Annotated in this window: 17 protein-coding genes and 2 tRNA genes; 3 read left to right on the forward strand and 16 right to left on the reverse strand. The window is 65.2% G+C overall.

What is annotated here, in order from left to right; translation table 11 throughout:
- Positions 1-8: 8 nt before the first annotated feature.
- The 8 genes from FWJ47_RS01970 to FWJ47_RS02005 all read right to left on the reverse strand — a co-directional run bounded on the left by FWJ47_RS01970 (position 9) and on the right by FWJ47_RS02005 (position 9,790).
- Positions 9-1,448, reverse strand: coding sequence for a rhamnulokinase (locus FWJ47_RS01970; protein WP_147103369.1), 1,440 nt, complete (start codon positions 1,446-1,448; stop codon positions 9-11).
- A 16-nt stretch (positions 1,449-1,464) separates the two neighbouring features.
- Complete coding sequence (locus FWJ47_RS01975; protein WP_147103371.1) at positions 1,465-3,501, reverse strand: bifunctional aldolase/short-chain dehydrogenase; 2,037 nt, start codon at positions 3,499-3,501, stop codon at positions 1,465-1,467.
- A gap of 8 nt (positions 3,502-3,509) precedes the next feature.
- Positions 3,510-4,670 carry an L-rhamnose isomerase gene (gene rhaI / locus FWJ47_RS01980; protein ID WP_147103373.1) on the reverse strand — a complete coding sequence of 387 codons (1,161 nt, stop codon included), beginning with the start codon at positions 4,668-4,670 and terminating at the stop codon, positions 3,510-3,512.
- A gap of 6 nt (positions 4,671-4,676) precedes the next feature.
- A complete protein-coding gene (locus FWJ47_RS01985; protein WP_147103375.1) occupies positions 4,677-5,048 on the reverse strand; it encodes an L-rhamnose mutarotase in 372 nt (123 codons plus the stop codon).
- 122 nt (positions 5,049-5,170) lie between these two features.
- A complete protein-coding gene (gene rhaS / locus FWJ47_RS01990) occupies positions 5,171-6,199 on the reverse strand; it encodes a rhamnose ABC transporter substrate-binding protein (RefSeq protein ID WP_147103378.1) in 1,029 nt (342 codons plus the stop codon).
- On the reverse strand, positions 6,196-7,233 hold the full coding sequence (locus FWJ47_RS01995; RefSeq protein ID WP_147103380.1) for an ABC transporter permease: 1,038 nt from the start codon (positions 7,231-7,233) through the stop codon (positions 6,196-6,198). Before FWJ47_RS01995 ends, rhaS begins: the two co-directional genes overlap by 4 nt.
- Positions 7,230-8,264: an ABC transporter permease gene (locus FWJ47_RS02000; RefSeq protein WP_147103384.1), complete on the reverse strand. Its 1,035-nt coding sequence runs from the start codon at positions 8,262-8,264 to the stop codon at positions 7,230-7,232. The genes FWJ47_RS01995 and FWJ47_RS02000 overlap by 4 nt, the downstream gene beginning before the upstream one ends.
- Entirely contained in the window at positions 8,261-9,790 is a 1,530-nt protein-coding gene (locus tag FWJ47_RS02005; protein ID WP_147103387.1) for a sugar ABC transporter ATP-binding protein, read from the reverse strand. The genes FWJ47_RS02000 and FWJ47_RS02005 overlap by 4 nt, the downstream gene beginning before the upstream one ends.
- Positions 9,791-9,951: 161 nt before the next feature.
- On the opposite strand from FWJ47_RS02005, the gene FWJ47_RS02010 reads away from it, so the two are divergent.
- On the forward strand, positions 9,952-10,974 hold the full coding sequence (locus FWJ47_RS02010) for a LacI family DNA-binding transcriptional regulator (RefSeq protein ID WP_147103392.1): 1,023 nt from the start codon (positions 9,952-9,954) through the stop codon (positions 10,972-10,974).
- 279 nt (positions 10,975-11,253) lie between these two features.
- Here FWJ47_RS02010 and groL read toward each other — a convergent pair whose 3' ends face one another.
- The gene (groL, locus tag FWJ47_RS02015) at positions 11,254-12,891 is read right to left on the reverse strand and encodes a chaperonin GroEL (protein ID WP_147103395.1); all 1,638 of its coding nucleotides are present in this window, start codon (positions 12,889-12,891) and stop codon (positions 11,254-11,256) included.
- Positions 12,892-13,128: 237 nt separating this feature from the next.
- Here groL and FWJ47_RS02020 point away from each other — a divergent pair, with 237 nt between their 5' ends.
- Positions 13,129-14,277 carry a lipid II:glycine glycyltransferase FemX gene (locus FWJ47_RS02020; protein WP_147103399.1) on the forward strand — a complete coding sequence of 383 codons (1,149 nt, stop codon included), beginning with the start codon at positions 13,129-13,131 and terminating at the stop codon, positions 14,275-14,277.
- Positions 14,278-14,315: 38 nt separating this feature from the next.
- Here FWJ47_RS02020 and FWJ47_RS02025 read toward each other — a convergent pair whose 3' ends face one another.
- On the reverse strand, positions 14,316-15,023 hold the full coding sequence (locus FWJ47_RS02025; protein WP_147103402.1) for a LytR C-terminal domain-containing protein: 708 nt from the start codon (positions 15,021-15,023) through the stop codon (positions 14,316-14,318).
- A gap of 86 nt (positions 15,024-15,109) precedes the next feature.
- Between FWJ47_RS02025 and FWJ47_RS02030 the strand changes: the two genes are divergently transcribed.
- Complete coding sequence (locus tag FWJ47_RS02030; RefSeq protein WP_147103405.1) at positions 15,110-15,808, forward strand: uracil-DNA glycosylase; 699 nt, start codon at positions 15,110-15,112, stop codon at positions 15,806-15,808.
- A 30-nt stretch (positions 15,809-15,838) separates the two neighbouring features.
- On the opposite strand, the gene FWJ47_RS02035 is transcribed toward FWJ47_RS02030, so the two are convergent.
- From FWJ47_RS02035 to FWJ47_RS02060, 6 genes are all read right to left on the reverse strand, one after another.
- On the reverse strand, positions 15,839-17,833 hold the full coding sequence (locus FWJ47_RS02035) for a threonine/serine exporter family protein (protein ID WP_147103408.1): 1,995 nt from the start codon (positions 17,831-17,833) through the stop codon (positions 15,839-15,841).
- 151 nt (positions 17,834-17,984) lie between these two features.
- Positions 17,985-18,061, reverse strand: a tRNA-Val gene (locus tag FWJ47_RS02040).
- Between the two features lie 62 nt (positions 18,062-18,123).
- Complete coding sequence (locus FWJ47_RS02045; RefSeq protein WP_147103411.1) at positions 18,124-18,807, reverse strand: SDR family oxidoreductase; 684 nt, start codon at positions 18,805-18,807, stop codon at positions 18,124-18,126.
- A gap of 203 nt (positions 18,808-19,010) precedes the next feature.
- The gene (locus tag FWJ47_RS02050) at positions 19,011-20,516 is read right to left on the reverse strand and encodes an MDR family MFS transporter (protein WP_246126121.1); all 1,506 of its coding nucleotides are present in this window, start codon (positions 20,514-20,516) and stop codon (positions 19,011-19,013) included.
- 61 nt (positions 20,517-20,577) lie between these two features.
- A tRNA-Thr gene (locus FWJ47_RS02055) sits at positions 20,578-20,650 on the reverse strand.
- A 57-nt stretch (positions 20,651-20,707) separates the two neighbouring features.
- Positions 20,708-21,673, reverse strand: coding sequence for a DsbA family protein (locus tag FWJ47_RS02060; RefSeq protein ID WP_147103417.1), 966 nt, complete (start codon positions 21,671-21,673; stop codon positions 20,708-20,710).
- Positions 21,674-21,751: the final 78 nt, after the last annotated feature.

Consider the following 21,751-nt stretch of genomic DNA (forward strand, 5'->3'; position numbering starts at 1 on the left):
GGCGCTCCTTAGTGCCGGGGCTGATACGTGGTGGGCTGGCAGGTGAAGGTGATCAGTTCACGGAGATCCTCGAGCTCTCCCGTGATTGTCCCGGCGGCGCGGGCTTGTACGAGCAGGTTGCCGATGGCGGTGGCCTCCACTGGGCCGGCGAGGACAGGAAGTCCGCTGCGGTCGGCTGTGGCTTGGCACAGCAGCGCGTTCAGCGAGCCTCCTCCGACCATGTGCACGGCGTCCAGGGGCTTCCCGGACAGCTGGGCAGCACTTTTCATTGCCTGAGCAAAGCCGGTGGCGATGGATTCGATGATGCTGCGCACCATCTCCGGCTTCGCCGGCGGCACTGGCTTCTGCTGCTCGGCACAGAGCTCTGCGATACGAGCGGCCATGTCGCCGGGCGGGACAAATCGGGGGTCCTGCACGTCGAAGGTGACAACGTCGGAGGCGGGTACCTCACCAGCGGCCCGCAGCAGAGCTGGTAGATCTTGGGCATGGCCGGTCTGCTGCTCCCAGGCGCGAAGGGTCTCGGACAGAAGCCAGGTGCCCATCACGTTGGTGAGGAAGCGGACGCGTCCGTCGACCCCTCCTTCGTTGGTGAAATTGGCCTTGCGGCTGGCCTCAGTCACGACTGGCTCCCCAAGCTCCAGACCCGCAAGGCCCCACGTGCCGCAGGAGATGTATGCGGAGTTCGGGGTAGAGAGGGGGGTGCCCACAACGGCACTGGCGGTGTCATGGGAGCCCACCAGAGTCACTGGGATCCTGCGGCCACCCAGCTGCGGGGCCAGTTCCTGCCGGGTCCTGCCTAAGGCAGCGCCAGCCGCTGCCACCGGGGCGAAGAGTTCCGCGTCCAGCCCCAGTCGCTGTATAAGCTCAGCATCCCACTGGCCAGTCTGTATGTTCAGCAGTCCGGTGGTGGATGCATTGGTTGCTTCGGTCCGCTGCTCGCCGGTCAGAAAGTATCCCAGCAGATCCGGGATAAGCAGCAACCGGCGCGTGACTTCCAGCTGCTCTTCCACCGCCAGCTGATAAAGCGTGTTGAAGGGCAGGAACTGCAGACCGTTGCGCGCGTAGAGCTCCGCGAACGGAGTCACTGCGTGGGTCCTCTCCACACCCTGGACAGTGCGCTCATCCCGGTAATGGAACGGGGTGCCCAGCAGCCTCATCCGCGAGGGATCCGGTCCTGCGAGCAGCCCATAGTCCACTGCCCAGGAGTCGATCCCCACTGAGGTCAGTCCGCTGTCGCCGGCTTGCCGCACCGCAGCGGTCAGCCCGTTCAGCGAATGCTCGTAGAGCCCCACCAGGTTCCAGTGCAGACCGTCTGGGAGGTTGACTGCGCCGTTGGGGAAGCGGGCGGTCTGCCGGAGCTCAAGGGCGTCTGGTCCGATTCGCCCCAGAACCACACGGCCGGACGAGGCCCCGAGGTCCACGGCCGCGTGGAGAGTCTTCTCTGCCATGTCCAGTGTGCTCTGCTCAGCGCAGGAAGGCCGCAGCCACACCGGCATCGACCGGCACGTGCAGTCCGGTGGTGTGGGACATGTCCGAGCTCAACAGGACGAAAGCCGCGTTGGCGACATTCTCCGGCAGCACCTCGCGCTTGAGGATGGTGCGCTGGGCGTAGAACTTGCCCAGATCCTTCTCCTCAATGCCGTAGGTCTTGGCGCGGTTGGCACCCCAGCCGGAGGCGAAGATTCCCGAACCCTGCACCACGCCGTCGGGGTTGATGCCGTTCACGCGGATCTGGTGCTCACCAAGCTCAGCAGCCAGCAGGCGGACCTGGTGGGCTTGGTCGGCTTTGGCGGCAGAGTAGGCGATGTTGTTGGGCCCGGCGAAGATCGAGTTCTTCGAGGAGATGTAGATGATGTCTCCGCCGAGTCCCTGGTCGATGAGGACCTCGGCGGCGGTCTTCGACACCAGGAAGGAGCCCTTCGCCATCACGTTGTGCTGAAGGTCCCAGTCCTTTTCAGCCGTCTCCAGCAGAGACTTGGATAGGGAGAGCCCGGCGTTGTTAACCACAATGTCCAGTCCGCCGAAAGCCAGCAGAGTCTCATCGACGGCCTGTCGAACGGCGTTCTCGTCGGAGACGTCCACGGCGATACCGACGGCCTTGTCCGGCCCCCCGATCTCAGCTGCGGCCTCCTGGGCTTTCTCAAGATTCAGGTCCGCGATGGCGACGACTGCCCCCTCAACAACGAGGCGCCCAGCAATGGCCTTGCCGAGCCCTGAGGCGGCTCCAGTGACCAGAGCAATGCGCGTGGCCAGTTCCTTGGGCTTGGGCATGCGCTGCAGCTTGGCCTCTTCAAGGGCCCAGTATTCGATGCGGAACTTCTCGCGCTCATCAATGGGAGCGTAGGTGGACAGGCCCTCGGCGCCGCGCATCACGTTGATCGCGTTGATGTAGAACTCACCGGCCACCCGGGCGGTCTGCTTGTCCTTGCCGAAGCTGAACATGCCAACACCCGGCACCAGCACAATGGCCGGGTCAGCCCCGCGAATGGCGGGCGAGTCGGGCCCAGCGTGGTGATCGTAGTAGGCCTGGTAGTCCTTGCGGTAGGTCTCATGCAGCTTCCGCAGCCGACTGACGGAGTCCTCGACGGAAGCATCAGAGGGCAGGTCCAGCACCAAAGGCTTGACCTTGGTGCGCAGGAAATGATCCGGACAGCTGGTGCCAAGCTCAGCCAGGCGCGGGTGCTCGGCATGAGCGAGGAAGTCCAGGACCGCGTGGTCGTCGGTGAAATGCCCCACTTGAGGCCTGTCCTGGCTGGCGAAGGAACGTATGGTCGGCATCAGTGCGGCCGCCTTTGCCCGGCGCTCAGACTCATTCAGGGCACCATAGCCGTCCAGGGCGGGGCCGAAAGGTTCGGGCTTGGAGTTTTCCCTGATGTATTCAGCAGCGGTGTCTATGACCCACAGGGAGTTCCTCTCGGATTCTTCGGAGGTCTCGCCCCAAGCCGTGATGCCGTGGCCGCCAAGAATGCAGCCGACGGCCTGCGGGTTCTGCTTCTTGATCTCGGCGATGTCCAGACCCAGTTGGAATCCGGGACGGCGCCACGGGACCCAGACGACCTTGTCGCCGAAGATCTTCTGGGTCAGCTCAGGCCCTTCGGCGGCAGTGGCGATGGCGATGCCAGAGTCCGGGTGCAGGTGATCCACGTGGGCAGCGTCGACCAGGCCGTGCATGGCGGTGTCGATGGAGGGGGCGGCCCCACCTTTGCCGTGAAGGGCGTAGTCGAACGCAGCAACCATCTCGTCTTCGCGTTCCGCCCCGGGGTAGGTGTTCACCATCGCGCGCATGCGGTCCAGCCGGAGAGTCGCCAGGCCTGACTCCTTCAGGGTGCCGAGGTCTCCGCCAGACCCTTTCACCCAAAGAAGCTCAACGTCATCACCTGTGACGGGGTCGCGGTCGGTGCCCTTGGCGGATGTGTTTCCGCCGGCGTAATTGGTGTTCTTAGGGTCGGAGCCGAGGCGGTTGGACCGGGCGATCAGTTGTTCAATGGTGGGGTGTGTCATGAAGGCTCCTACCAGCTCATCTGGGTTCCGCCGACGCGGTCGGCTTCGATCTTTTCCTGGTATCCGGACTCGACGTAGGCCTGCATGGGGTCGGCGGGCAGGCCGCGGGCTTCGCGCCAGCCGGCGAGCGCCGGCCGCACGTCGGTGTAGAACGCGTCCATGAAGATTTCGTGCGCTCCGAGAACATCAGAGGCCTCCTGGGCGCCGGTGAGGGCTTCGCGGTCAACCATGAGTGCCCGCGCAGTCATCTCCTGGACGTTGAGTACGCTGCGAATCTGCCCGGGGATCTTCTTTTCCACGTTGTGGCACTGGTCGAGCATGAAAGCGACCCCAGAGTGCGGCTCGTAGCCTCCTCCCCGGATGACTTCGAAGAGGATCCGAAAGAGCTGGAAGGGGTCAGCGGAGCCGACGATGAGGTCGTCGTCGGCGTAATTACGGGAGTTGAAGTCGAACGAACCCAGTTTTCGGGCGCGCAGGAGCTGGGTGACGATGAATTCGACGTTGGTAGAGGGGGCGTGGTGGCCGGTGTCCAGGCAGACCAGCGCACGGTCTCCGAGCGCCTGCACGTGGGTCAGTGCTGTGCCCCAGTCCGGAACGTCAGTGTGGTAGAACGCAGGTTCGAAGATCTTGTACTCCAGCACCAGCCGCTGCTCCTTCCCCAGCTTCGAATAGATCTGCCGGAGAGAGTCCGCCAGACGGTCTTGACGTGATCGCAGATCTGCCTGACCGGGATAGTTTGACCCGTCGGCGAGCCAGATCTTGAGGTCCTGCGAGCCAGCTGCGTGCATGATCTCAATGCACTCAAAGTGGTGATCGATCGCCTTCTGGCGGATTCGCGAGTCGTGATGGGTCAGCCCTCCCAGGCGGTAGTCGTCGTCTTGGAAGGTGTTGGAGTTGATGGTCCCAATCTCCATCCCCTGCTCCGCTGCGTACGTGCGCAGGGCGGAGTAATCGGTCACCTTGTCCCAAGGAATATGGAGGGCGACCTTCGGGGCAAGGCCCGTGAACCGCTGTACGGCGGCGGCGTCAGCGATCTTCTCCTCAACGGTGCGGGGCGTGCCTGCTGATCCGAACACCTTGAAACGGGTCCCGGAGTTGCCGTAGGCCCAGGAGGGCACCTCAATGGCCTGGTGATCGAGCTGAGATGCGATCTGCTCAAAGGTGGGCATGGTGAGTCAGGCTTTCTCTGGGTCGGGAGTGATCTTGGTGCCTGCAACGGCCAGTTGGTCCTCCAAGTGGAAGACCTCTCTGAGCTGCACGAAGCCGGTGTCCGGCCGTGCGTCTCCGAGCTCCACGAAGAACTCGCTCATCTCGGACTGCCAGAGTGTGTTCACCCGTGTGCCCTCCATCGCAGACTGAGCCTGCTCAAGGGAGGGTGTTTCGAAATAACCGATGAGCAGACCGTCCTCCCTCACGAACAGGGAATAGTTCTGCCACCCGGCGTCCTTCAGAGCTCGGAGCATCTCGGGCCACACGGAAGCATGCCGGGCAGCGTACTCTTCGAGCCGGTCAGGCTTGACCTGCAGTTGGAAGCAGACGCGCTGCATGGAGGGGTCCTTTCCGGGGCTGTCGGCCCCGATCACGGGCTTCGGACGGCTGCAAAGGGAGACGAGGTGCCCAGTCGGGGCACCAGTCGACCTTCTGCTCTGAGACTGTGGGCGCCTCTGGCTCAGAAGTCGAAATCGTCGATGTTGTCGGCGTCGAAGACGAAGGGGTCGTCGAGGATGATCTCTCCGTCTGCCCCGACGGTGTATTCGCCGAGCTCACCCGCCTCGAAGGTGTCGCCCTCTTCGCCTTCGATCTCACCAGTCGTCAAGGCATGAGCAGTCCACCCGGAGAGGTATCCCAGGTCCTCTGGGTTCCAGAGCGCGAATGCTTCGACGGTGCCGTCCTCGACGTATTCGCGCATCTGGTTCGGAGTGCCGAGCCCGGTCACCAGCACCTCGCCCGCGTAGTCGGAGTCGGAGATGTATCGGGCAGCGGCTGCGATCCCCACAGTCGTCGGCGACACGATGGCATCCAGGTCGGAGTGGGTCTGCAGCAGGGCAGCGGTCTGATCGAAGGATCGCTGATCATCGTCGTCGCCGTATGCGATCTCCACCAGCTCGATGTCGGGATGGTTGTCCTCCAGCTCCTCCTCCATGAGCTCGATCCAATGGTTCTGGTTCGTCGCATTGGCGGAGGCGGAGAGGACTGCGATCTGCCCCTCCCCGCCGATCTGCTCGGAGACCAGATCCACCTGCGCCTGGGCGATGCCTGAGGCGTCGGCTTGGTTGACGAAGACATCGCGGCAGTCAGCATTGGTGTCCGAGTCGAAGGTCACAACCGCGACGCCCACGTCCCGCGCCTCGTTGAGTGCATCGCAGGGCGCCGAAGGGTCACTGCCGGATATCACAATGGCGTCAGCACCCTGCTGAGCTGCGGTGTTGATGTATTGCACCTGCCCATCTGGAGTGTCTTCCTGGGGGCCGACCTCTGAGAAGCTTCCGCCGAACTCCCCTACGGCGCTCTCACCGCCAGCATTGGAGGTGTCGAAGTACGGGTTGCCGAGGTTCTTGGGGATGAAGGTGACCTCCAGATCACTGCCCTCCGCTTCTCCGCCGTTGCCCTCAGCGTCTCCGCCGCAGGCTGCCAATGCCAGTGCTGCGCTCATGCTGACGGCGAGCAGCGCTGTCCGCTTGCTGGTGGGGTTCTTCATTGTTCTGCCTTTCTCTTAGTGGGCCGCCGTCTTTGGAGGCCCGAGACAATTTGGGGAGTCGTCACCGAAGCGATGAGGAGCACGCCGATCATGATGTTGATGACGTTCACGGTGACGCCTTCCATGCGGAAGGCGGAGGAGATGACGCCGATCAGCAGGACCCCGGCGATCACTCCGTGGAGCGCACCGCGACCGCCGAAGATAAGGACCCCGCCGAGCAGGACTGCTGCGATCACTTCAAGCTCAAGGCCCATGGCGTTGTCACCGCGGGAGTTGCCGTAGCGCAGTGTGTAAAAGATGCCGGCAAAGGCTGAGACCGCGCCTGAAAGCACGAAAGTAGTCATCTGTGACCGGGCGACGTTCACGCCGCTGAAGCGTGCCGCCGTGTCGTTGTGCCCAATGTCATACAGGCCCCGCCCGAAAGGGGTGAAGTGCAGCAGCACCACGAAGATCGCGATGAGCACCAGGACGGGAATGACTATGAGGGGCACTCGCGAGTCTCCGAGAGAGGCGGTGGCCAATGAGGTCCACTCTGGGTCGAAGTCCGTCAGAGCGGTGGTTCCCAGGAGCCCCACCGCCAAACCTCGGAAGAGGGCGAGCGTACCGATGGTGACCGCGAGCGAAGGAAGCTTCACGTAGGCCACGAAGAACCCGTTGAAGGCCCCACAGGCTACTCCGACGAGTATCGCCAGTAGGCCGGCTGCCGGTAACGACATGCCCCATTCGACGTGGGCGATGCCTACCACTACGGAGGAGAGACCCATGATGCTGGCCACAGAGAGATCGATCTGCCCAGTCACGATGATGAGCGTCATGGGCAGGGCGATCATCATCAGCGGCGCAATGTCCAGCAGCAGATACCGGATGGTCAGCGGCCCCGAGAAGTGGTCAACGGAGAGGTTGGCCCAGGCCCAGACCAACGCGAGTATGCCAATGATGAGGAACTCAGTGGTGAGCAGTGTCCTCACCCACAAGGGCCGGTGGTAGTGGCTGTAGCGCCGAACAGTCGTCTCTTCAGCGGCGGCGGCGCTCATATCTCATCCCTCGCTTCGTTGAGCTTCCTCGTCCGTCGGACGGCGAGATAGCGGTCCAGTACGATCGCGCCGATGATCAGGGCGCCGACGACTGCGCGCTGCCAGAAATCCGGCACTCCGAGAATGGGCAGGGTCCGGTTGATGGTCATCAGCAGAATCGCCCCGAAGGCTGCGCCCCACACTGTTCCCGAGCCGCCGAAGATCGCGACGCCACCGATCACTGCCGCCCCAATGGCGTTGAGCTCCCAGGTCATGCCCGCGCTGGCGCTGACGGTGCCGTAGCGGGCCGCGTACATTACGCCGGCTAGACCGGCCAGCGCACCTCCGGCGACAAAGGCCACGATGACTCGCTTGGTGGCAGGCAGCCCGTAGAGCATTGCCGCCTCTGGGTTGGACCCAATTGCGTACATCTCGCGTCCGCTGCGCGTAGAGCTGAGCCAGTAGGCGGCACCGATGAGGATGATCACCGCGGCGATGGTCAGAAGAGGAATCGTCGCGACCTGCATAGTGCCCAGCCGCAGGAAGTCGCGCGGCATATCGGAGGCATTGATCCGGTCACTGCCCGCCCACGTCAGGACGATTCCGCGGTAGATATACATCGTGCCGAGGGTGACCACCAGCGCAGGCACCTTGCCGAACGCGACCAAAGCCCCGTTGATGAGGCCCAGCACGGCTCCCACCGCGATACCGATGAGGACCACCACGATGATCGGAATGCCGGGAAAGTCGATGAACAGACGTCCTGTCATGTACGCCGTGATCGCTAACGTGGAACCGACCGATAGGTCCACGTTGCGGGTGACGATCACTATCGCTGACCCCACCGCAAGGACCATCAGGATGGACGGCGTCAGCAACAGATCACGCCAGCCCTGGCTGCTCAGCAGGAAACCGTGGTTCATGCTGGTAGCCGCGAAGATAACGGCCAGGATGACAAGGACGATCGCTGTCTCACGGGAGCCTAGGACCTTCCGCACCAAACGCTGGGCTTCGGTCTTGCGGCTCGGCGCGGCGATGGCTTCAACACTCATGCCGCTGCTCCGTCCCGGACCTGCTCATGGCGAGAGGTGGCCGCGTGCATCACATTCTCCGGGGTTGCATCTTCCCTCGGTATTTCGGCGGTCAGGCGTCCTTCGCTGATCACCAGCACGCGGTCGGCCATACCCAGCACCTCCGGCAGCTCGGAGGAGATCATGAGGATCGCCATTCCTTCGCCGGCGAGTTGCGAGAGCAGCCGGTGGACCTCGGCCTTGGTGCCGACGTCAATGCCGCGGGTCGGCTCATCGATGATGAGCAGCTTAGGATCCGTGGCGAGCCATTTGGCGATCGCCACTTTCTGCTGGTTGCCGCCACTCATAGTGGCCGCATGCATGGACATCGCCGCAGTTTTGACCTGAAGGCGTCCCGCCCAGGGAACGGCAGTACGGTTCTCCGCAGCGCGGGTGATGATCCCGAGCCTCTGCAGCCGGCCACGAATAGCGGCTCCGATATTGTGGGCCACCGAGGACTCAACGACGAGACCCTGCTGGCGTCGATCCTCTGGAACGAGAGCCATGCCTGCCTCAACAGCGGCGCCCGGGCTCTTCCGCGGCACGGGTTTCCCGATCATCCGCACTGCCCCGGAGTCGTAGTGGTCCACCCCGAAGACTGCCCGGACGATTTCGCTGCGACCTGCTCCGACAAGCCCAGCCAACCCAACGATCTCCCCCGAACGGACGTTCAAAGTGATGTCCCGGAAGGTGCCGGCTGAGCTGAGCTGCTCCACCTCGAGGACGACTTCCCCGAGTTCGGCGGGCCTCTTGGGATAAAGTTCGTCCACCTCCCGGCCGACCATCATGGTGACCAGCTCGGAATTGCTCGTCTCTGCGGTGCTTACGGTGCCGACATGCATGCCGTCCCTCATGACCGTGATGGTGTCGGTGAGGTCAAAGACCTCACCGAACCTGTGGGAGATGAAGACGATGCCGAGACCCTCGTCTTTCAGACTGCGAGTCACGTTGAAGAGGCGCTCCACCTCCATGCCTGAAAGCGCCGCGGTCGGCTCGTCCATGATGAGCAGATGGGCATCGAGGGATATTGCTTTCGCGATCTCGATGATCTGCTGGTCCGCGATAGAAAGCCCTTCCGCGGGACGGAGCGGATCCAGATCAACGCCCAGACGGTCGAAGATCTGCTGAGCCTGCCGGAGCATAGCGGCCTTGTCGATGCGTCTCACCCGGCCGACTGGCTGCCGTCCCATGAAGATGTTCTCCGTCACGGTGAGATCCGGGAAGAGCGTCGGCTCCTGGTAAATGACCGCAATGCCGGATTCTTTGGCATCTGCGGTTGAGGCGAACCGGACATCCTCTCCGCGGAAGCGGAATGCACCATCGTCGCGCTTATGAAGTCCGGAAACGATCTTGATGAGAGTGGATTTTCCTGCCCCGTTCTCACCCACCAGCGCGTGGATCGATCCGGGATGCACCGTCAGCGTGCCGTCGGCGAGCGCCTTGACGCTGCCGAAGCTCTTGCGCACGCCCTCTAGCTCGAGAACAGGCTGGGTCTGCGTAGCGACCATGAACCCTCCGTTGTGACTGGTGATCTCGGTCCTCGATCGACAGCGGTCTCACCCGACAGTAAATCGATTTAAACTGTGATTTAGATCATATGAGCCACATCACACTGATGTCAATGGTCCGCCCCCTCGCCCGTGCAATCGCGGCTGTATCGTTAGGTCTCATGGGAGCACCGCAAGTCAGAGACGTGGCGGAGAGGGCAGGCGTCTCCCCCGGCACGGTCTCCAATGCTCTGAATCACCCTGACCGGGTCACCGCGAGCACCTATGCGCGAGTCCAGGCCGCCATCAAAGAGCTCGGCTACGTCCGAAATGAGGCAGCCAGACAGCTCCGGTCTGGCTTCAACGTGGCCGTAGGAATGATTGTGCTCGACGCGGGGAATCCGTACTTCACGAATCTCGCTGGCGGCGCCGAACTTCAGCTCGCCGAGCAGGGCAGGCCGCTGCTCCTCGGAAACTCATCGCAGCAGAGCGACCGAGAGCTGACCTATTTGGACCTGTTCGAGCAGCAGAGGGTTTCGGGGATTCTGATCGTGCCCGTCGGCGACGTGGTGCCACGGCTCCAGAAGCTGAAAGAGACCGGTGTCGCCGTGGTCATCATGGACCGGAAGGCCGGAGACGGCGAGCTCTCGTCCGTCTCGGTTGACGACGTACGCGGAGGCTGGCTGGCCGCTGACCACCTCATCAGCCAAGGTGCGCGACGTGTCATGGTCATCGGAGGGCCGCAGAGCCTGGGTCAGGTTCGCGACCGCCTCAGAGGGGCAGAGAGCCGCGCCCAGGAAGGCCGAGAAAACGTCGCAGTCGAGTATTCGGATTCCGGTGCTATGGACGCGGCCGCCGGACGCCGTGCTGCCGAGCAGCTCCTCGCCCGACCACCCGATCAGCGGCCGGACGGCATCTTCGCCGCCAATGACCTCATTGCCCTCGGCGCGCTGCAGGTTCTTGTGCGTGCCGGCGTGCACGTCCCTGGAACGATGATGCTCGCCGGGTACGACGACATTGAGTTCGCTGCGAACGCGACCATACCCATAACCTCCGTCCGCCAACCTTCAGCAGAGATGGGCAAACACGCCGCCAAGCTTCTTGAGCGTGCCATAAAGGACCCCTGCTCGCCGGTCGAGCACACCGTATTCCAGCCGCAGCTGATCGCCCGCGAGTCCACCCAGGCACATACGAAGATCTCCTGACCGATGCGCCTGCAGAAAAGCAGTCACCGGCCCGGCGGGGCCCTCGAGCCTCATTGGCTGCCGCAGCATGCCTTAAGCCGCAGCCAGCGCAATCATGGATAACTTCTTCGACCACCTGAAGTACGACATCGATCGGGTCTCGACATAGCGCGAGGGCCTGGGCCCGATTCAGCACCGGGCCCAGGCCCTCGCGACCTAGATTCAATTACTCAGTCCAACTCATAGTTCTGCTTCAAGAAATGCCCTCACGGGCTCTTCTATGAGGAGGTCAGGCAACGATCACATCATGCCGCCCATGCCGCCCATCGGGTCCATGCCCTCAGCGCCGGCACCAGCCGGCTGCTTCTCAGGGATGTCGGCCACGACGGCCTCAGTGGTGAGGAACAGCGAGGCGATGGAGGCTGCGTTCTGCAGCGCGGACCGAGTGACCTTGACCGGGTCGTTGATGCCGGCCTCAAGCAGGTCCTCGTACTCGCCGGTGGCAGCGTTGAGGCCCACGCCGTCGGTCAGGCCCTTGACCTTCTCAGCCACCACGCCGGCCTCAAGGCCCGCGTTGATGGCGATCTGCTTCAGCGGGGCCTCGACGGCGAACTTCACGATGTTCGCGCCGGTCGCCTCGTCGCCCTCAAGCTTCAGGCCCTCGAACGCGCGGGCGCCGGCCTGGATCAGGGCCACGCCGCCGCCGGCGACGATGCCCTCATCCACAGCAGCCTTAGCGTTGCGGACGGCGTCCTCAATGCGGTGCTTGCGCTCCTTGAGCTCCACCTCAGTAGCCGCGCCGGCCTTGATGACGGCCACGCCGCCGGCCAGCTTGGCAAGACGCTCCTGGAGCTTCTCACGGTCGTAGTCGGAGTCCGAGTTGGCGATCTCGGCCTTGATCTGGCTGACGCGGCCTGCGATCTCGTCTGCGTCGCCCGCACCCTCCACGATGGTGGTCTCGTCCTTGGTCACAACCACCTTGCGGGCGGTGCCCAGCAGGTCGAGGGTCGCGTTCTCCAGCTTGAGGCCGACCTCCTCGGCGATGACCTGACCGCCGGTGAGGATGGCGATGTCAGCCAGCATGGCCTTGCGGCGGTCGCCGAAGCCGGGCGCCTTCACAGCCACGGACTTGAAGGTGCCCTTGAGCTTGTTGACCACCAGGGCCGCCAGGGCCTCGCCCTCGACATCCTCAGCGATGACCAGCAGCGGCTTGCCCGACTGCATGACCTGCTCAAGCACGCCGATGACGTCCTTCACGGAGGAGATCTTGGAGTTGGCGATGAGGATGTAGGGGTCCTCCAGCACGGCCTCCTGACGCTCAGCGTCGGTGACGAAGTAGCCGGAGAGGTAGCCCTTGTCGAAGCGCATACCCTCAGTGAGCTCCAGCTCCAGGCCGAAGGTGTTGGACTCCTCGACGGTGATGACGCCTTCCTTGCCCACCTTCTCGATGGACTGAGCGATCAGGTCACCGATCTGCTTGTCGGCGGCGGAGATGGAGGCGGTGGCAGCGATCTGCTCGGTGGTCTCGATCTCCTTGGCAGCCTTGAACAGCTCCTCGGTGACCGCCTCGACCGCCGTGTCGATGCCGCGCTTCAGTCCGACCGGGTCAGCACCGGCCGCCACGTTGCGCAGGCCCTCCTTGACGAGCGCCTGCGCGAGCACGGTGGCGGTGGTGGTGCCGTCGCCGGCGACGTCGTCGGTCTTCTTGGCGACCTCCTTGACCAGCTCGGCCCCGATCTTCTCGTACGGGTCCTCGAGCTCGATCTCCTTGGCGATGGAGACGCCGTCGTTGGTGATGGTGGGGGCACCCCAGGACTTCTCGAGCACCACGTTGCGGCCGCGGGGGCCCAAGGTGACCTTGACGGCGTCGGCGAGGGCGTTCAGGCCCCGCTCGAGGCCCCGGCGGGCCTCTTCGTCGAATGCAATGGTCTTGGCCATGTCTGCACTGTCCTTCCTGGACCTTTGTGATCTGACGATGTTGGGGGAACCCTGTCAGATGCCCGCGACGGACGGCCCGCTCCCGCGTCACCGGGAGCACCGAATGGCCTTCACCTGTCAGGTTCAGCTTTAGCAGTCTCACTCTGAGAGTGCTAATACAATTCTTAGCACTCACCCCCTCCGAGTGCAAGGGAGAAGCACCTCTCCCGGGAGTGCCCCCACGGTATTGTTGGCGCGATGAGCGCTGTGACGATCCGCCCCATTGCCGCCGAGGAGCACCTGGGCTTCCTGGCCTCCCGGCCGGAGGCGAACTTCCTGCAGAACCCGCATTGGGCGCGAGTAAGCTCCTGGCGCTCCCAGGCCCTGGGGATCTGGCAGGGAGAGAACCTGGTGGGCACGGCGCTGGTGCTGGGCAAACGGGTGCCGATCCCGGAGCGGATTCCAGTGCTAGGCCGCAAACACTTCGCCTACATCCCCGAGGGCCCGGTGATCGACCCCGCGCACACCTCCTACCCCGCGGTGCTGCCGGCGCTGACCGAGTACCTGAAGTCCACCGGGGCCTTCCTGATCCGCATGGGCCTGCCCACAGTGGCCCGCCGGTGGAGCGCCGGCACGATCCGCGACGCGCTGGCCGCCGAACAGGCCAGGACCATCCCCGACGTCGAGCCCGACCATGTCGACGAGGAGGCCCTCGCGCTGCAGGCGGAGCTGATCGGACTGGGGTGGAAGGACCTGCCGATCAGCATGAGCCTGGAAGCCGGCTGGCCCCAGTTCCAGGCGCGCATTCCCCTGGCCTCAGAGGACGGGGAGCCGCTCGACGTCGACGACGTGCTCGCCGGGATGAGCTCCAGCGCCCGCAAATCCATGCGGAAGTCGGCCCGCAGCGGGGTTGAGGTCACCCGGCACGGGACGGAGTCGCTGGAGGACTTCTACGCGCTTCATCTGCAGACCGCGCAGCGCCACGGGTTCACCCCCCGCCCCAAGGAGGGCGTGAGGACGCTGATGGAGGCGCTGAGCAGCTCCGGGATCGCCGAGACCACGATCTTCCTCGCCAGCTCTGAGGGCCAGCAGCTGGCGACGAGCCTGTACGTGGGCCAGGGCGAGACCGGCCACGCCCTCTACGCGGGATCCTCCGAGCAGCAGCGGAAGCTGGAGGCGCCGATCTTCCTGAAGCTTCAGCAGATCGAGCACCTGGTGGAGAACAGGCTGCGCTGGTTCAACCTGGGCGGGGTGAGCCCCTCCCTGGAGCGGACCGAGCCGACCACCGGCATCACCCAGTTCAAGACCAAGCAGGGCGCGGAGCTGATGCAGACTCTCGGCGAGTGGGACTACGCCGTCGACCCGGTCATCGCCGCTGCCTACAGACGATACCGCCCGCGGAAGTGAGCTGAGGGCTCAGGGCTCCCGGCAGCGGACGGGCGGCGTCACTGTGATTCGACGAACTGCTCCAGCTCGTCCTGGGTGTGCACCAGGGAGTACTCGGGACCGACTACGATCACCGCGGTCTCCCAGGCAGGGTTGTGGGAGGTGTTCTCGAAGCCCATCGCCTGCGCAACCTCCTGGGCGAACTCCGCCTCGTCCTCAGTGGGGTAGAAGACCACGGGAGTGCCGACCTGGCCCCACGAGGAGTCCCAGTCGAGCCGACCGGTGGTGTTGAAGCCTTCCTGGGTGAGGCGGTAGTCGACATCGCTGGCAGACCAGTCCGGGGCGCCTGCGTTGGCGATCCGCACCGGAGTGCTCATGTCGACGCCGTCCTCGTCCTCCTGAGCGGCGTCCTCATCCCCGCCGCCCTCGTCCTCGGCGCCCTCGCCGTTCTCGCCGTCCTCGCCTTCGGCATCGGCCTCCTCACCCTCATCCTCGGTGTCCTGCTCCTCCTCGACCGCCTCGTCCTCTCCGGCCTGACCGGCTTCGGGGTCATCATCGGAGCTGAGCAGCGGGAGGATCAGGTAGACGGCCGCCACGGCCACGATCGCCAGGGCGGCGAGGATGCCGATCCACTTCATCGCCCCCGAGGAGCCGCCCGCAGCCGCTGGCCCGCCGGCGGCGTAAGCGCCGGAGGAGCGGTGCTTGCCGGCCTCGCCGGAGGAGTAGGGGGCGACGTCGTCGAACTCGTCGTGGGGGAAGTGGCTCATAGCCGCGATTCTACGGGCGGTGCCCCGAGCATTCCCGCATTTCCAGCTCTGTTCCCTCGGCCCACGCTTTATTAGAGTGCTCTCCCATGGGATTGACTGATTCTTTGGCAGCCCCGCTGGACCCGGGCTGGGAACGGGCACTGAGCGGGATGGAGCCGCAGCTCGCGCGGGTGCGCGAGGACCTGGTCAGCCGCCGGGCGGGCGGGGAGCAGATCCTTCCGGGCTCGCAGAATGTGCTGCGCGCGTTCCGGCAGCCGTTCGAGGACGTCCGGGTGCTGATCCTCGGGCAGGATCCCTATCCGACGCCGGGGCATCCGATCGGGATGTCGTTCGCGGTGGCGAAGGATGTGCGGCCGCTGCCGAAGTCGCTGAACAACATCTTCAAGGAGCTGGAGTCTGACCTGGGGGTGCCGCCGAGCCTGCACGGGGACCTGACCGCCTGGTCCCACCAGGGAGTGCTGATGCTCAACCGAGTGCTGACCGTGGGTGCCGGAAAGCCGGCCTCGCACCGAGGCATCGGCTGGGAGGAGATCACCGAGGCGGCGGTTCGCGCCCTGGTGGGAAGGGGGACCCCTCTGGTGTCGGCGCTGTGGGGGGCTGACGCCCGCAAGATGCAGCCGCTGCTGAACGCCGGGGAGCATACCGAGGTGATCGTCTCCCCGCACCCGTCGCCGCTGTCTGCGCACCGGGGCTTCTTCGGCTCCCGGCCGTTCAGCCGCATCAACGCGGCTCTGGAACGGATGGGGTCCGCGCCGGTCGACTGGCGCCTGCATCAGCTCCAGTGAGCCGGTCCGGCCCGACGCCTGAAGGCTGGGTCAGCGGCGCCGGGCCCTTGAGCGCTCATTGGATCGCAGAGCGGTGGTGAAGGGCCTCATGAGGACGTCTCCGAGGACGATGCCGGCGGCGATCGCCATGATGATGACGAGCGCGTTGAACAGTTCGAAGAGCCCCACGAGCATCGACGCTGTGGTGTTCTCGATGGCGAGCTGGTACATGCCGCGGAAGACCATCAGTCCGGGGAGCATGAACATCATGGCGGGCACGGCGACGACCAGCTGGGGGGCGCCGAGCCGCAGCGCGACGATCCTGCCGAGCGCGCCTACGATCGCTCCGCCGATCACGGGTGTGAACCGGTCGCCCAGGCCGACGAGCTCCCCGGCATAGAGCCCGCAGAACCCGAGCGCTCCGACCGCGCCGGTGGGCAGGATCAGCTTGGGGCGGCTCTGTTCGACGACGGCGGCCGCGGAGCAGGCCACGAACACCAGGACGATGAGGACCGTGGGGTGGTAGATCCGCTCCAGGCCCTGTGCCAGCTCCTCCTGCGCGATCCCGGCCATGTCGGAGAGCACGACCGCGGCCATGATCCCTGCGGTCATGCCCGCGAAGGCCATCATGGAGGAGACGATCCGCCCTGCGGAGGTGAGCGGGAATCCGTTGATGGCGTCCTGCAGGGCACCGACGATCCGCACACTGGGCAGCAGGATCATCAGCCCTCCTGCCACCACCATGGACGGGGTGACTTCTGCGTCGAGGCCGAAGACGATCATCGCGAACGCCGAGGCGATGAACCCGCCGGCGGAGAGGGTGAAGAATTCGGGGACCCGCCAGGCAGCCAGCTGGCGGGTGGCCCAGAGAATCAGCAGGGTGGCGGTGAACCCGGCGAAGGCGTCGAAGATGGGAGCGCCGAGGTAGCTGACGAAGAATGAGGCGAAGATCCCGCCGCAGAGGGTGACCAGCCATCGGGGGTAGGGCTTGGGCTCACGGGTGATCTCGGTGAGGCGCTGCCCGGCCTCGGTGCGGGTGAGGCGCCCGGAGGTGATGTCGGTGACGAGCCGGTGCACGGCCGAGAGCGCATTGAAGTTGGAGGACCAGGAGCGGACCACACGCACCCGGGAGTAGGGGATCTTGCCCTCGGGGGCCCAGTTGAGGCTGATGGACTGGTTGGTGATGTCGACGTCGGTGTTCTTCATCCCGAAGGCGGCGGTCGTGGCGATGATGGAGGTTTCGACCTCCAGGGCGCCGGCTCCGTAGCGGAACAGGGCTTCGCCGAGATCGAGGACCAGGCTGATGGTCTCGAGCTCGTCGGACTCGACCGGCATCTCAGCCGCCTGGGCCTGCTGGACGTGCTGGTAGGGAGTGCCGGCAAGACGGTCCACGATGGATTCCTGCCCGGTGGCCGGCCGCTCGGTCTGCATGATCTTGTTGAAGACATGCTGGGGGCTGGCGCGACGGTCGAAGACGGTCCGGTCGAGGATCTGCCCCTTGCCGAACTGGCTGCCGAATCTGGGCTTGAGCCAGGTGGGTCGCAGCACGGAGCGCCGTCTGGGCGAGGAGATGGGCGTCGACGGGCCCGTCAGGGGCACGGTGGGGTGCTGGCCGGTGGGGGCGCTGCCGACGGCGGGGACAGCGCCGGTGGCGGGGTTGGACCCGGTCTTGGGCTGGGCAGAGTCGGCGAGGGAGAAGTCGTCCGAGTAGGAGTGCCGGGTGGTCTCCTGCTCAGCCTCGGCCTCCTCGGCGGCGCGGGCGGCGGCCTCGGCGTCGTACTCCTCCCATTCGAGAGTGGCTTCCTCCGCGGCGGATCTCCAGGAAGCGGCGATGGAGCCGGTGAGGGAGGAGACGAAGCCTTCGTCCTCGGGCTCGCCGGTTTCGGCGGAGGGTTTGACGACGGGGATGAGGCTGGTGTCCGCCTCAGGCTCTGAGATGACGGGATCGATGGGCTCGGATTCGTAGCCGGTGAGGCCTTCTTCGGAGCTGAGCCGACGCGCCTCGTCTTTCCTGCTGCTGGACTCCCGACGGTCCTCTGATCCCACGGTGCCTCCTCCCAAAAAGCCAGTGAACCACAGAAGGGCTCACCGCAAGAACAGTGAGCCCTGAGATCGGGAGGCCGCCCTGCAGCCGACCTCGACTGGACGTCGAAGTATCGCAACGGTCTTCAGAGTGAAGAGCAGATCCCGCAATACGTGGTGCTCGCCACTGGATTCGAACCAGTGACCTCACGCGTGTGAAGCGTGCGCTCTAACCAACTGAGCTAGGCGAGCGGGCTTTCGCCGTCGGAACGGCGACGCCCAACTTTAGCAGGGTTTGCGGATTTTCTTCCAGTTCAGCGGATGGCCTCGGGCAGGGGGGTCTCTCCGTCGAAGAAGTTGACGGTCTCGCGCACTGCGGCCTGCTGGGTGAGGACGTGCCGGATGGCTTCGGCGACGTTCTCGCGGCTGGCGGCGACAGCCTCGGGGCTCTCCTGGGCGGCGGCGGCTTCGTCGACGTCGACGACCCTGACCTTTCCGCTGGCGGGCCCCTGGGTCAGCTTGCCGGGGCCGAGGATGGTGTAGTCGAGGCTGGTGCCGCGCAGATGGTTGTCTGCGTGGTGCTTGGCGGCGGCGTAGGGGTAGAAGCTGCTCTCGGGGTCGAGGGTGCGGATGTCGGTCTCGCTGCGGGCGTAGGAGACCATCACGTATCGGGCGACGCCGGCCTGCTGGGCGGCTTCCATGCTGCGGATGGCAGCGTCCTGGTCCACGGCCTTGGTGCGCTCGGGACTGCCGCCGCCGGCTCCGGCGGAGAAGACGACAGCTTCGGCGCCGGCGAAGGCTTCCTCGAGAGCGGCCGTACCGGCGCTCTCGATGTCGAGGAGGACGGGCTGGGCCCCGGCGGCCCGGACATCGTCGGCGTGCTCAGGGTTCCGGATGAGGGAGCGGACGTCGTATCCGGCGTCAGCAAGCTTGGGGGCCGCGAGAAGGGCGATCTTGCCGTGGCCTCCGATGATGATGACGGTTCCGCGCTCAGCCATGGGTGCCTCCTGTGGGGTGGATTCTGCGGTTCTGGGGGCGTCAACACTGCGGATGGCGAGCTATTCCCCTCATTTAGAAACACAGATGTTTGCTAATCGCGGAACGTATGTGTAAGGTTGTGCTCACTTGGGTGCGACAAGAAGAGGCCCGGCAGATGGTGCGTCTGCCGGGCCTCGCTCCTTGTCTGGAGAGTTCTGCGCAGTCAGTGCGCGAGCGCCTCCCTCTTCTCAGAGCTGCCCGCAGCGGGGGTGGCCCTCAGGCCGAATGCCAGCAGCAGGGTCACCACGCTCAGCGCGGCAGCGAACCGGAACGCGGTCCGGAAGCCCTCCACAGCGGCGGCCTCCGGGGAGAGTCCGTCGGCAGCGGCCATCGAGGCGCCCAGCCCCATCACCGCCACCAAGGCGGCGGTGCCGATCGCCGCAGAGAGCTGCTGCAGCGTGTTCAGCGCCGCGGAGCCATGCGAGTACAGAGGCGCGGGCAGAGGGTTCATCGCCGTGGTGAACGCTGGGGTGAACAGCAGGGCCAGCCCAACGGACAGCACCAGATGGGCCACCAGGATCATCCACCAGGGGGTGGCCGCGCTGATGAAGCCCAGTGCAGTCATGGACACAATCAGGATGCTGGCGCCGGGAACAACAAGCGGCCTGGGACCGACGCGGTCGTAGACACGGCCCACGATCGGGGCCAGCAGCGCCATCAGGAGGCCGCCGGGCAGCATCAGCAGGCCCGTGCCCAGCGGGCTGAGCCCGTAGATCTGCTGCAGGAACAGCGGCAGGAGGATGAGGGCGCCGAACAGGGCGATCATCATCAGCAGCATCATCATCAGGGCCCGGGTGTACTGGGTGTAGGTGAACGGCTTGAGGTTCAGCAGCGCAGCGTCGGACTTCTGCAGGCGCAGCTGCAGGAGCACGAACGCAGCCAGGAACAGCAGACCGCCCACCAGCACCCCGACGGCCGCAGGGTCCACGGACATGCCTGCCGCCTCCGGGTCCAGGTCCTCGGTGCCGTGGCCCCCGCCGATCTGGCTGATCCCGTAGACGATGCCGCCGAAGCCGGGCACGGCCAGCAGCAGGGACGGAATGGAGAGCCCCTTCCCCTTGGTCCCGGGGTCGGTGTTCAGACGGGGCCGGCCGAGCACCAGGGCGACGACGGCGACCGGCAGGATGGTCAGGAACATCCAGCGCCAATCGGCGATCTCCAGGATGATTCCTGAGACCGTCGGACCGATGGCCGGGGCCACGGAGATCACAATGGCGATATTCCCCATCACGACGCCGCGGCGATGCATCGGCACCAGGGTCAGCACGGTCGTCATCATCAGCGGCAGCATGATGGCGGTGCCGGCGGCCTGGACCACACGTCCGGCCAGCAGCACCGGGAATCCGGGGGCCGCGGCGGCGAGCGCGGTGCCGGCGACGAACAGCAGCATCGCGGCGGTGAAGACCCCGCGGAGGGTGAATCGCTGAATGATGTAGCCGGTGGTGGGAATCACCACGGCCAGAGTCAGCATGAACGCGGTGGTGAGCCACTGGACGGTGGGCTCGGGTATCTGGAACTCCTCCATCAGCGGCGAGAGCGCCACGTTCATGATCGTTTCGTTGAGGATCATGACGAACGTGGCGACAAGCAGCGCGCCGATGGTCAGCTTGTCCGCGGTCGGCATCCGCTCTGAGGCGGAGGACTCAGCGGGGGTATCAGTAGATTGCACAAGGAGTGGGAACACCTGCGGCTCCCGCCGCATTCCTGACCGGTGCGTCTAGTTTCTGCGGAGCCCCCTGCCGGGTTCGAACCGACGACCTGCTGATTACAAATCAGCTGCTCTACCAACTGAGCTAAGGAGGCGCGGCGACGGCGCTCAGGCGCACCGACGCCGGCTGCCCATGCTACCGCCGGGGATGATCACTCGTCATCTTCGGCGTCTTCCTCGTCATCCTCGGGCGCTTCGACGGCGTCGTCCTCGGCCTCGTCCTCGGTCTGCGCGTCGGTGTCGACATCCTCATCGTCGATGTCGATGCCCTCGGCGTCCTCGCCGATCTCAGCTGAGTAGGCGTCGATCTCCTCGCCCAGGGCCTCCATGAAGTCCAGGCCATAGTCCTGGTCGTCGATGAAGACGGTGGGAGTGGCGAACTGAACACCCATCTGGGCGAGGGTCTCGCCGGCCTGGTTGGTGGTCCAGGAGCTGAAGGGTCGGTAGGTGCCGTCCTCGATGCACTCGGAGATGTCAGCGCCGTACTGGTCCTGGGCCACCTGGGCGAGGCCGTCGTTGCTCAGCTCATCCTGCGCGTAGGTGGCGGTGATGTAGGTCAGGTAGTCCTTGTAGCTCTCCGGAGACTCCTCAGCCATGCAGGCGAAGGCGCTTGAGGCCCGGGCGGAGTAGTTGGTGGGAGAGCCGACCACCTGCACGGACCGGAACTCGGCAGTGATGAGCCCCTGGTCCAGCAGCTCGGCGATGGTGGAGCCGTAGCTCTGCTCCATCTGCTGGCAGGCGGGGCAGCCGGGGTCGGTGTAGATCACCAGGTGCGGCGGCTCGCCCTCCTCACGGGGCGCGGTGCCGTTCTCGTCCCGCTCGGGCGTGCTCTCAGCGTCCACGGTGCCGAGGTCCGCGCCCTCTTCGATCTCGGTGGAGGAGGTCAGGGAGATCCCGCCGTACTCGTTCGCGACGGACGGAGCCGGTCCCTCGGTGAAGGCGACCTCGTCACCGTCGCGGCTCACCGCCCAGAAGATCATGCCGGCCACCAGGACCACAGCCAGCACCACGACGATCACGGGCAGCAGCAATGATGCCCGCTTGTCCTTCTTGGCCTGGTCTGCCTGCATCTGGCGGGCGCGCTCGCGCGCGGTGGCGCTCTCGGTACTACGTGCCATAGGAAGACGTCTCCCAGTGTGCGAATGGATTCATGGAACAGCAGGGGACAGCGTACCTCCGGAATGTGGATGCCGACG

Source organism: Nesterenkonia populi (genome assembly GCF_007994735.1).
GTDB classification, from domain to species: domain Bacteria; phylum Actinomycetota; class Actinomycetes; order Actinomycetales; family Micrococcaceae; genus Nesterenkonia; species Nesterenkonia populi.

Excerpts from the sequence above, each read along its gene's own strand:
- FWJ47_RS01970 (WP_147103369.1), bottom strand. The coding sequence starts at position 1,448 with ATGGCAGAGAAGACTCTCCACGCGGCCGTGGACCTCGGGGCCTCGTCC.
- FWJ47_RS01975 (WP_147103371.1), bottom strand. The coding sequence starts at position 3,501 with ATGACACACCCCACCATTGAACAACTGATCGCCCGGTCCAACCGCCTC.
- rhaI (WP_147103373.1), bottom strand. The coding sequence starts at position 4,670 with ATGCCCACCTTTGAGCAGATCGCATCTCAGCTCGATCACCAGGCCATT.
- FWJ47_RS01985 (WP_147103375.1), bottom strand. The coding sequence starts at position 5,048 with ATGCAGCGCGTCTGCTTCCAACTGCAGGTCAAGCCTGACCGGCTCGAA.
- rhaS (WP_147103378.1), bottom strand. The coding sequence starts at position 6,199 with ATGAAGAACCCCACCAGCAAGCGGACAGCGCTGCTCGCCGTCAGCATG.
- FWJ47_RS01995 (WP_147103380.1), bottom strand. The coding sequence starts at position 7,233 with ATGAGCGCCGCCGCCGCTGAAGAGACGACTGTTCGGCGCTACAGCCAC.
- FWJ47_RS02000 (WP_147103384.1), bottom strand. The coding sequence starts at position 8,264 with ATGAGTGTTGAAGCCATCGCCGCGCCGAGCCGCAAGACCGAAGCCCAG.
- FWJ47_RS02005 (WP_147103387.1), bottom strand. The coding sequence starts at position 9,790 with ATGGTCGCTACGCAGACCCAGCCTGTTCTCGAGCTAGAGGGCGTGCGC.
- FWJ47_RS02010 (WP_147103392.1), top strand. The coding sequence starts at position 9,952 with ATGGGAGCACCGCAAGTCAGAGACGTGGCGGAGAGGGCAGGCGTCTCC.
- groL (WP_147103395.1), bottom strand. The coding sequence starts at position 12,891 with ATGGCCAAGACCATTGCATTCGACGAAGAGGCCCGCCGGGGCCTCGAG.
- FWJ47_RS02020 (WP_147103399.1), top strand. The coding sequence starts at position 13,129 with ATGAGCGCTGTGACGATCCGCCCCATTGCCGCCGAGGAGCACCTGGGC.
- FWJ47_RS02025 (WP_147103402.1), bottom strand. The coding sequence starts at position 15,023 with ATGAGCCACTTCCCCCACGACGAGTTCGACGACGTCGCCCCCTACTCC.
- FWJ47_RS02030 (WP_147103405.1), top strand. The coding sequence starts at position 15,110 with ATGGGATTGACTGATTCTTTGGCAGCCCCGCTGGACCCGGGCTGGGAA.
- FWJ47_RS02045 (WP_147103411.1), bottom strand. The coding sequence starts at position 18,807 with ATGGCTGAGCGCGGAACCGTCATCATCATCGGAGGCCACGGCAAGATC.
- FWJ47_RS02060 (WP_147103417.1), bottom strand. The coding sequence starts at position 21,673 with ATGGCACGTAGTACCGAGAGCGCCACCGCGCGCGAGCGCGCCCGCCAG.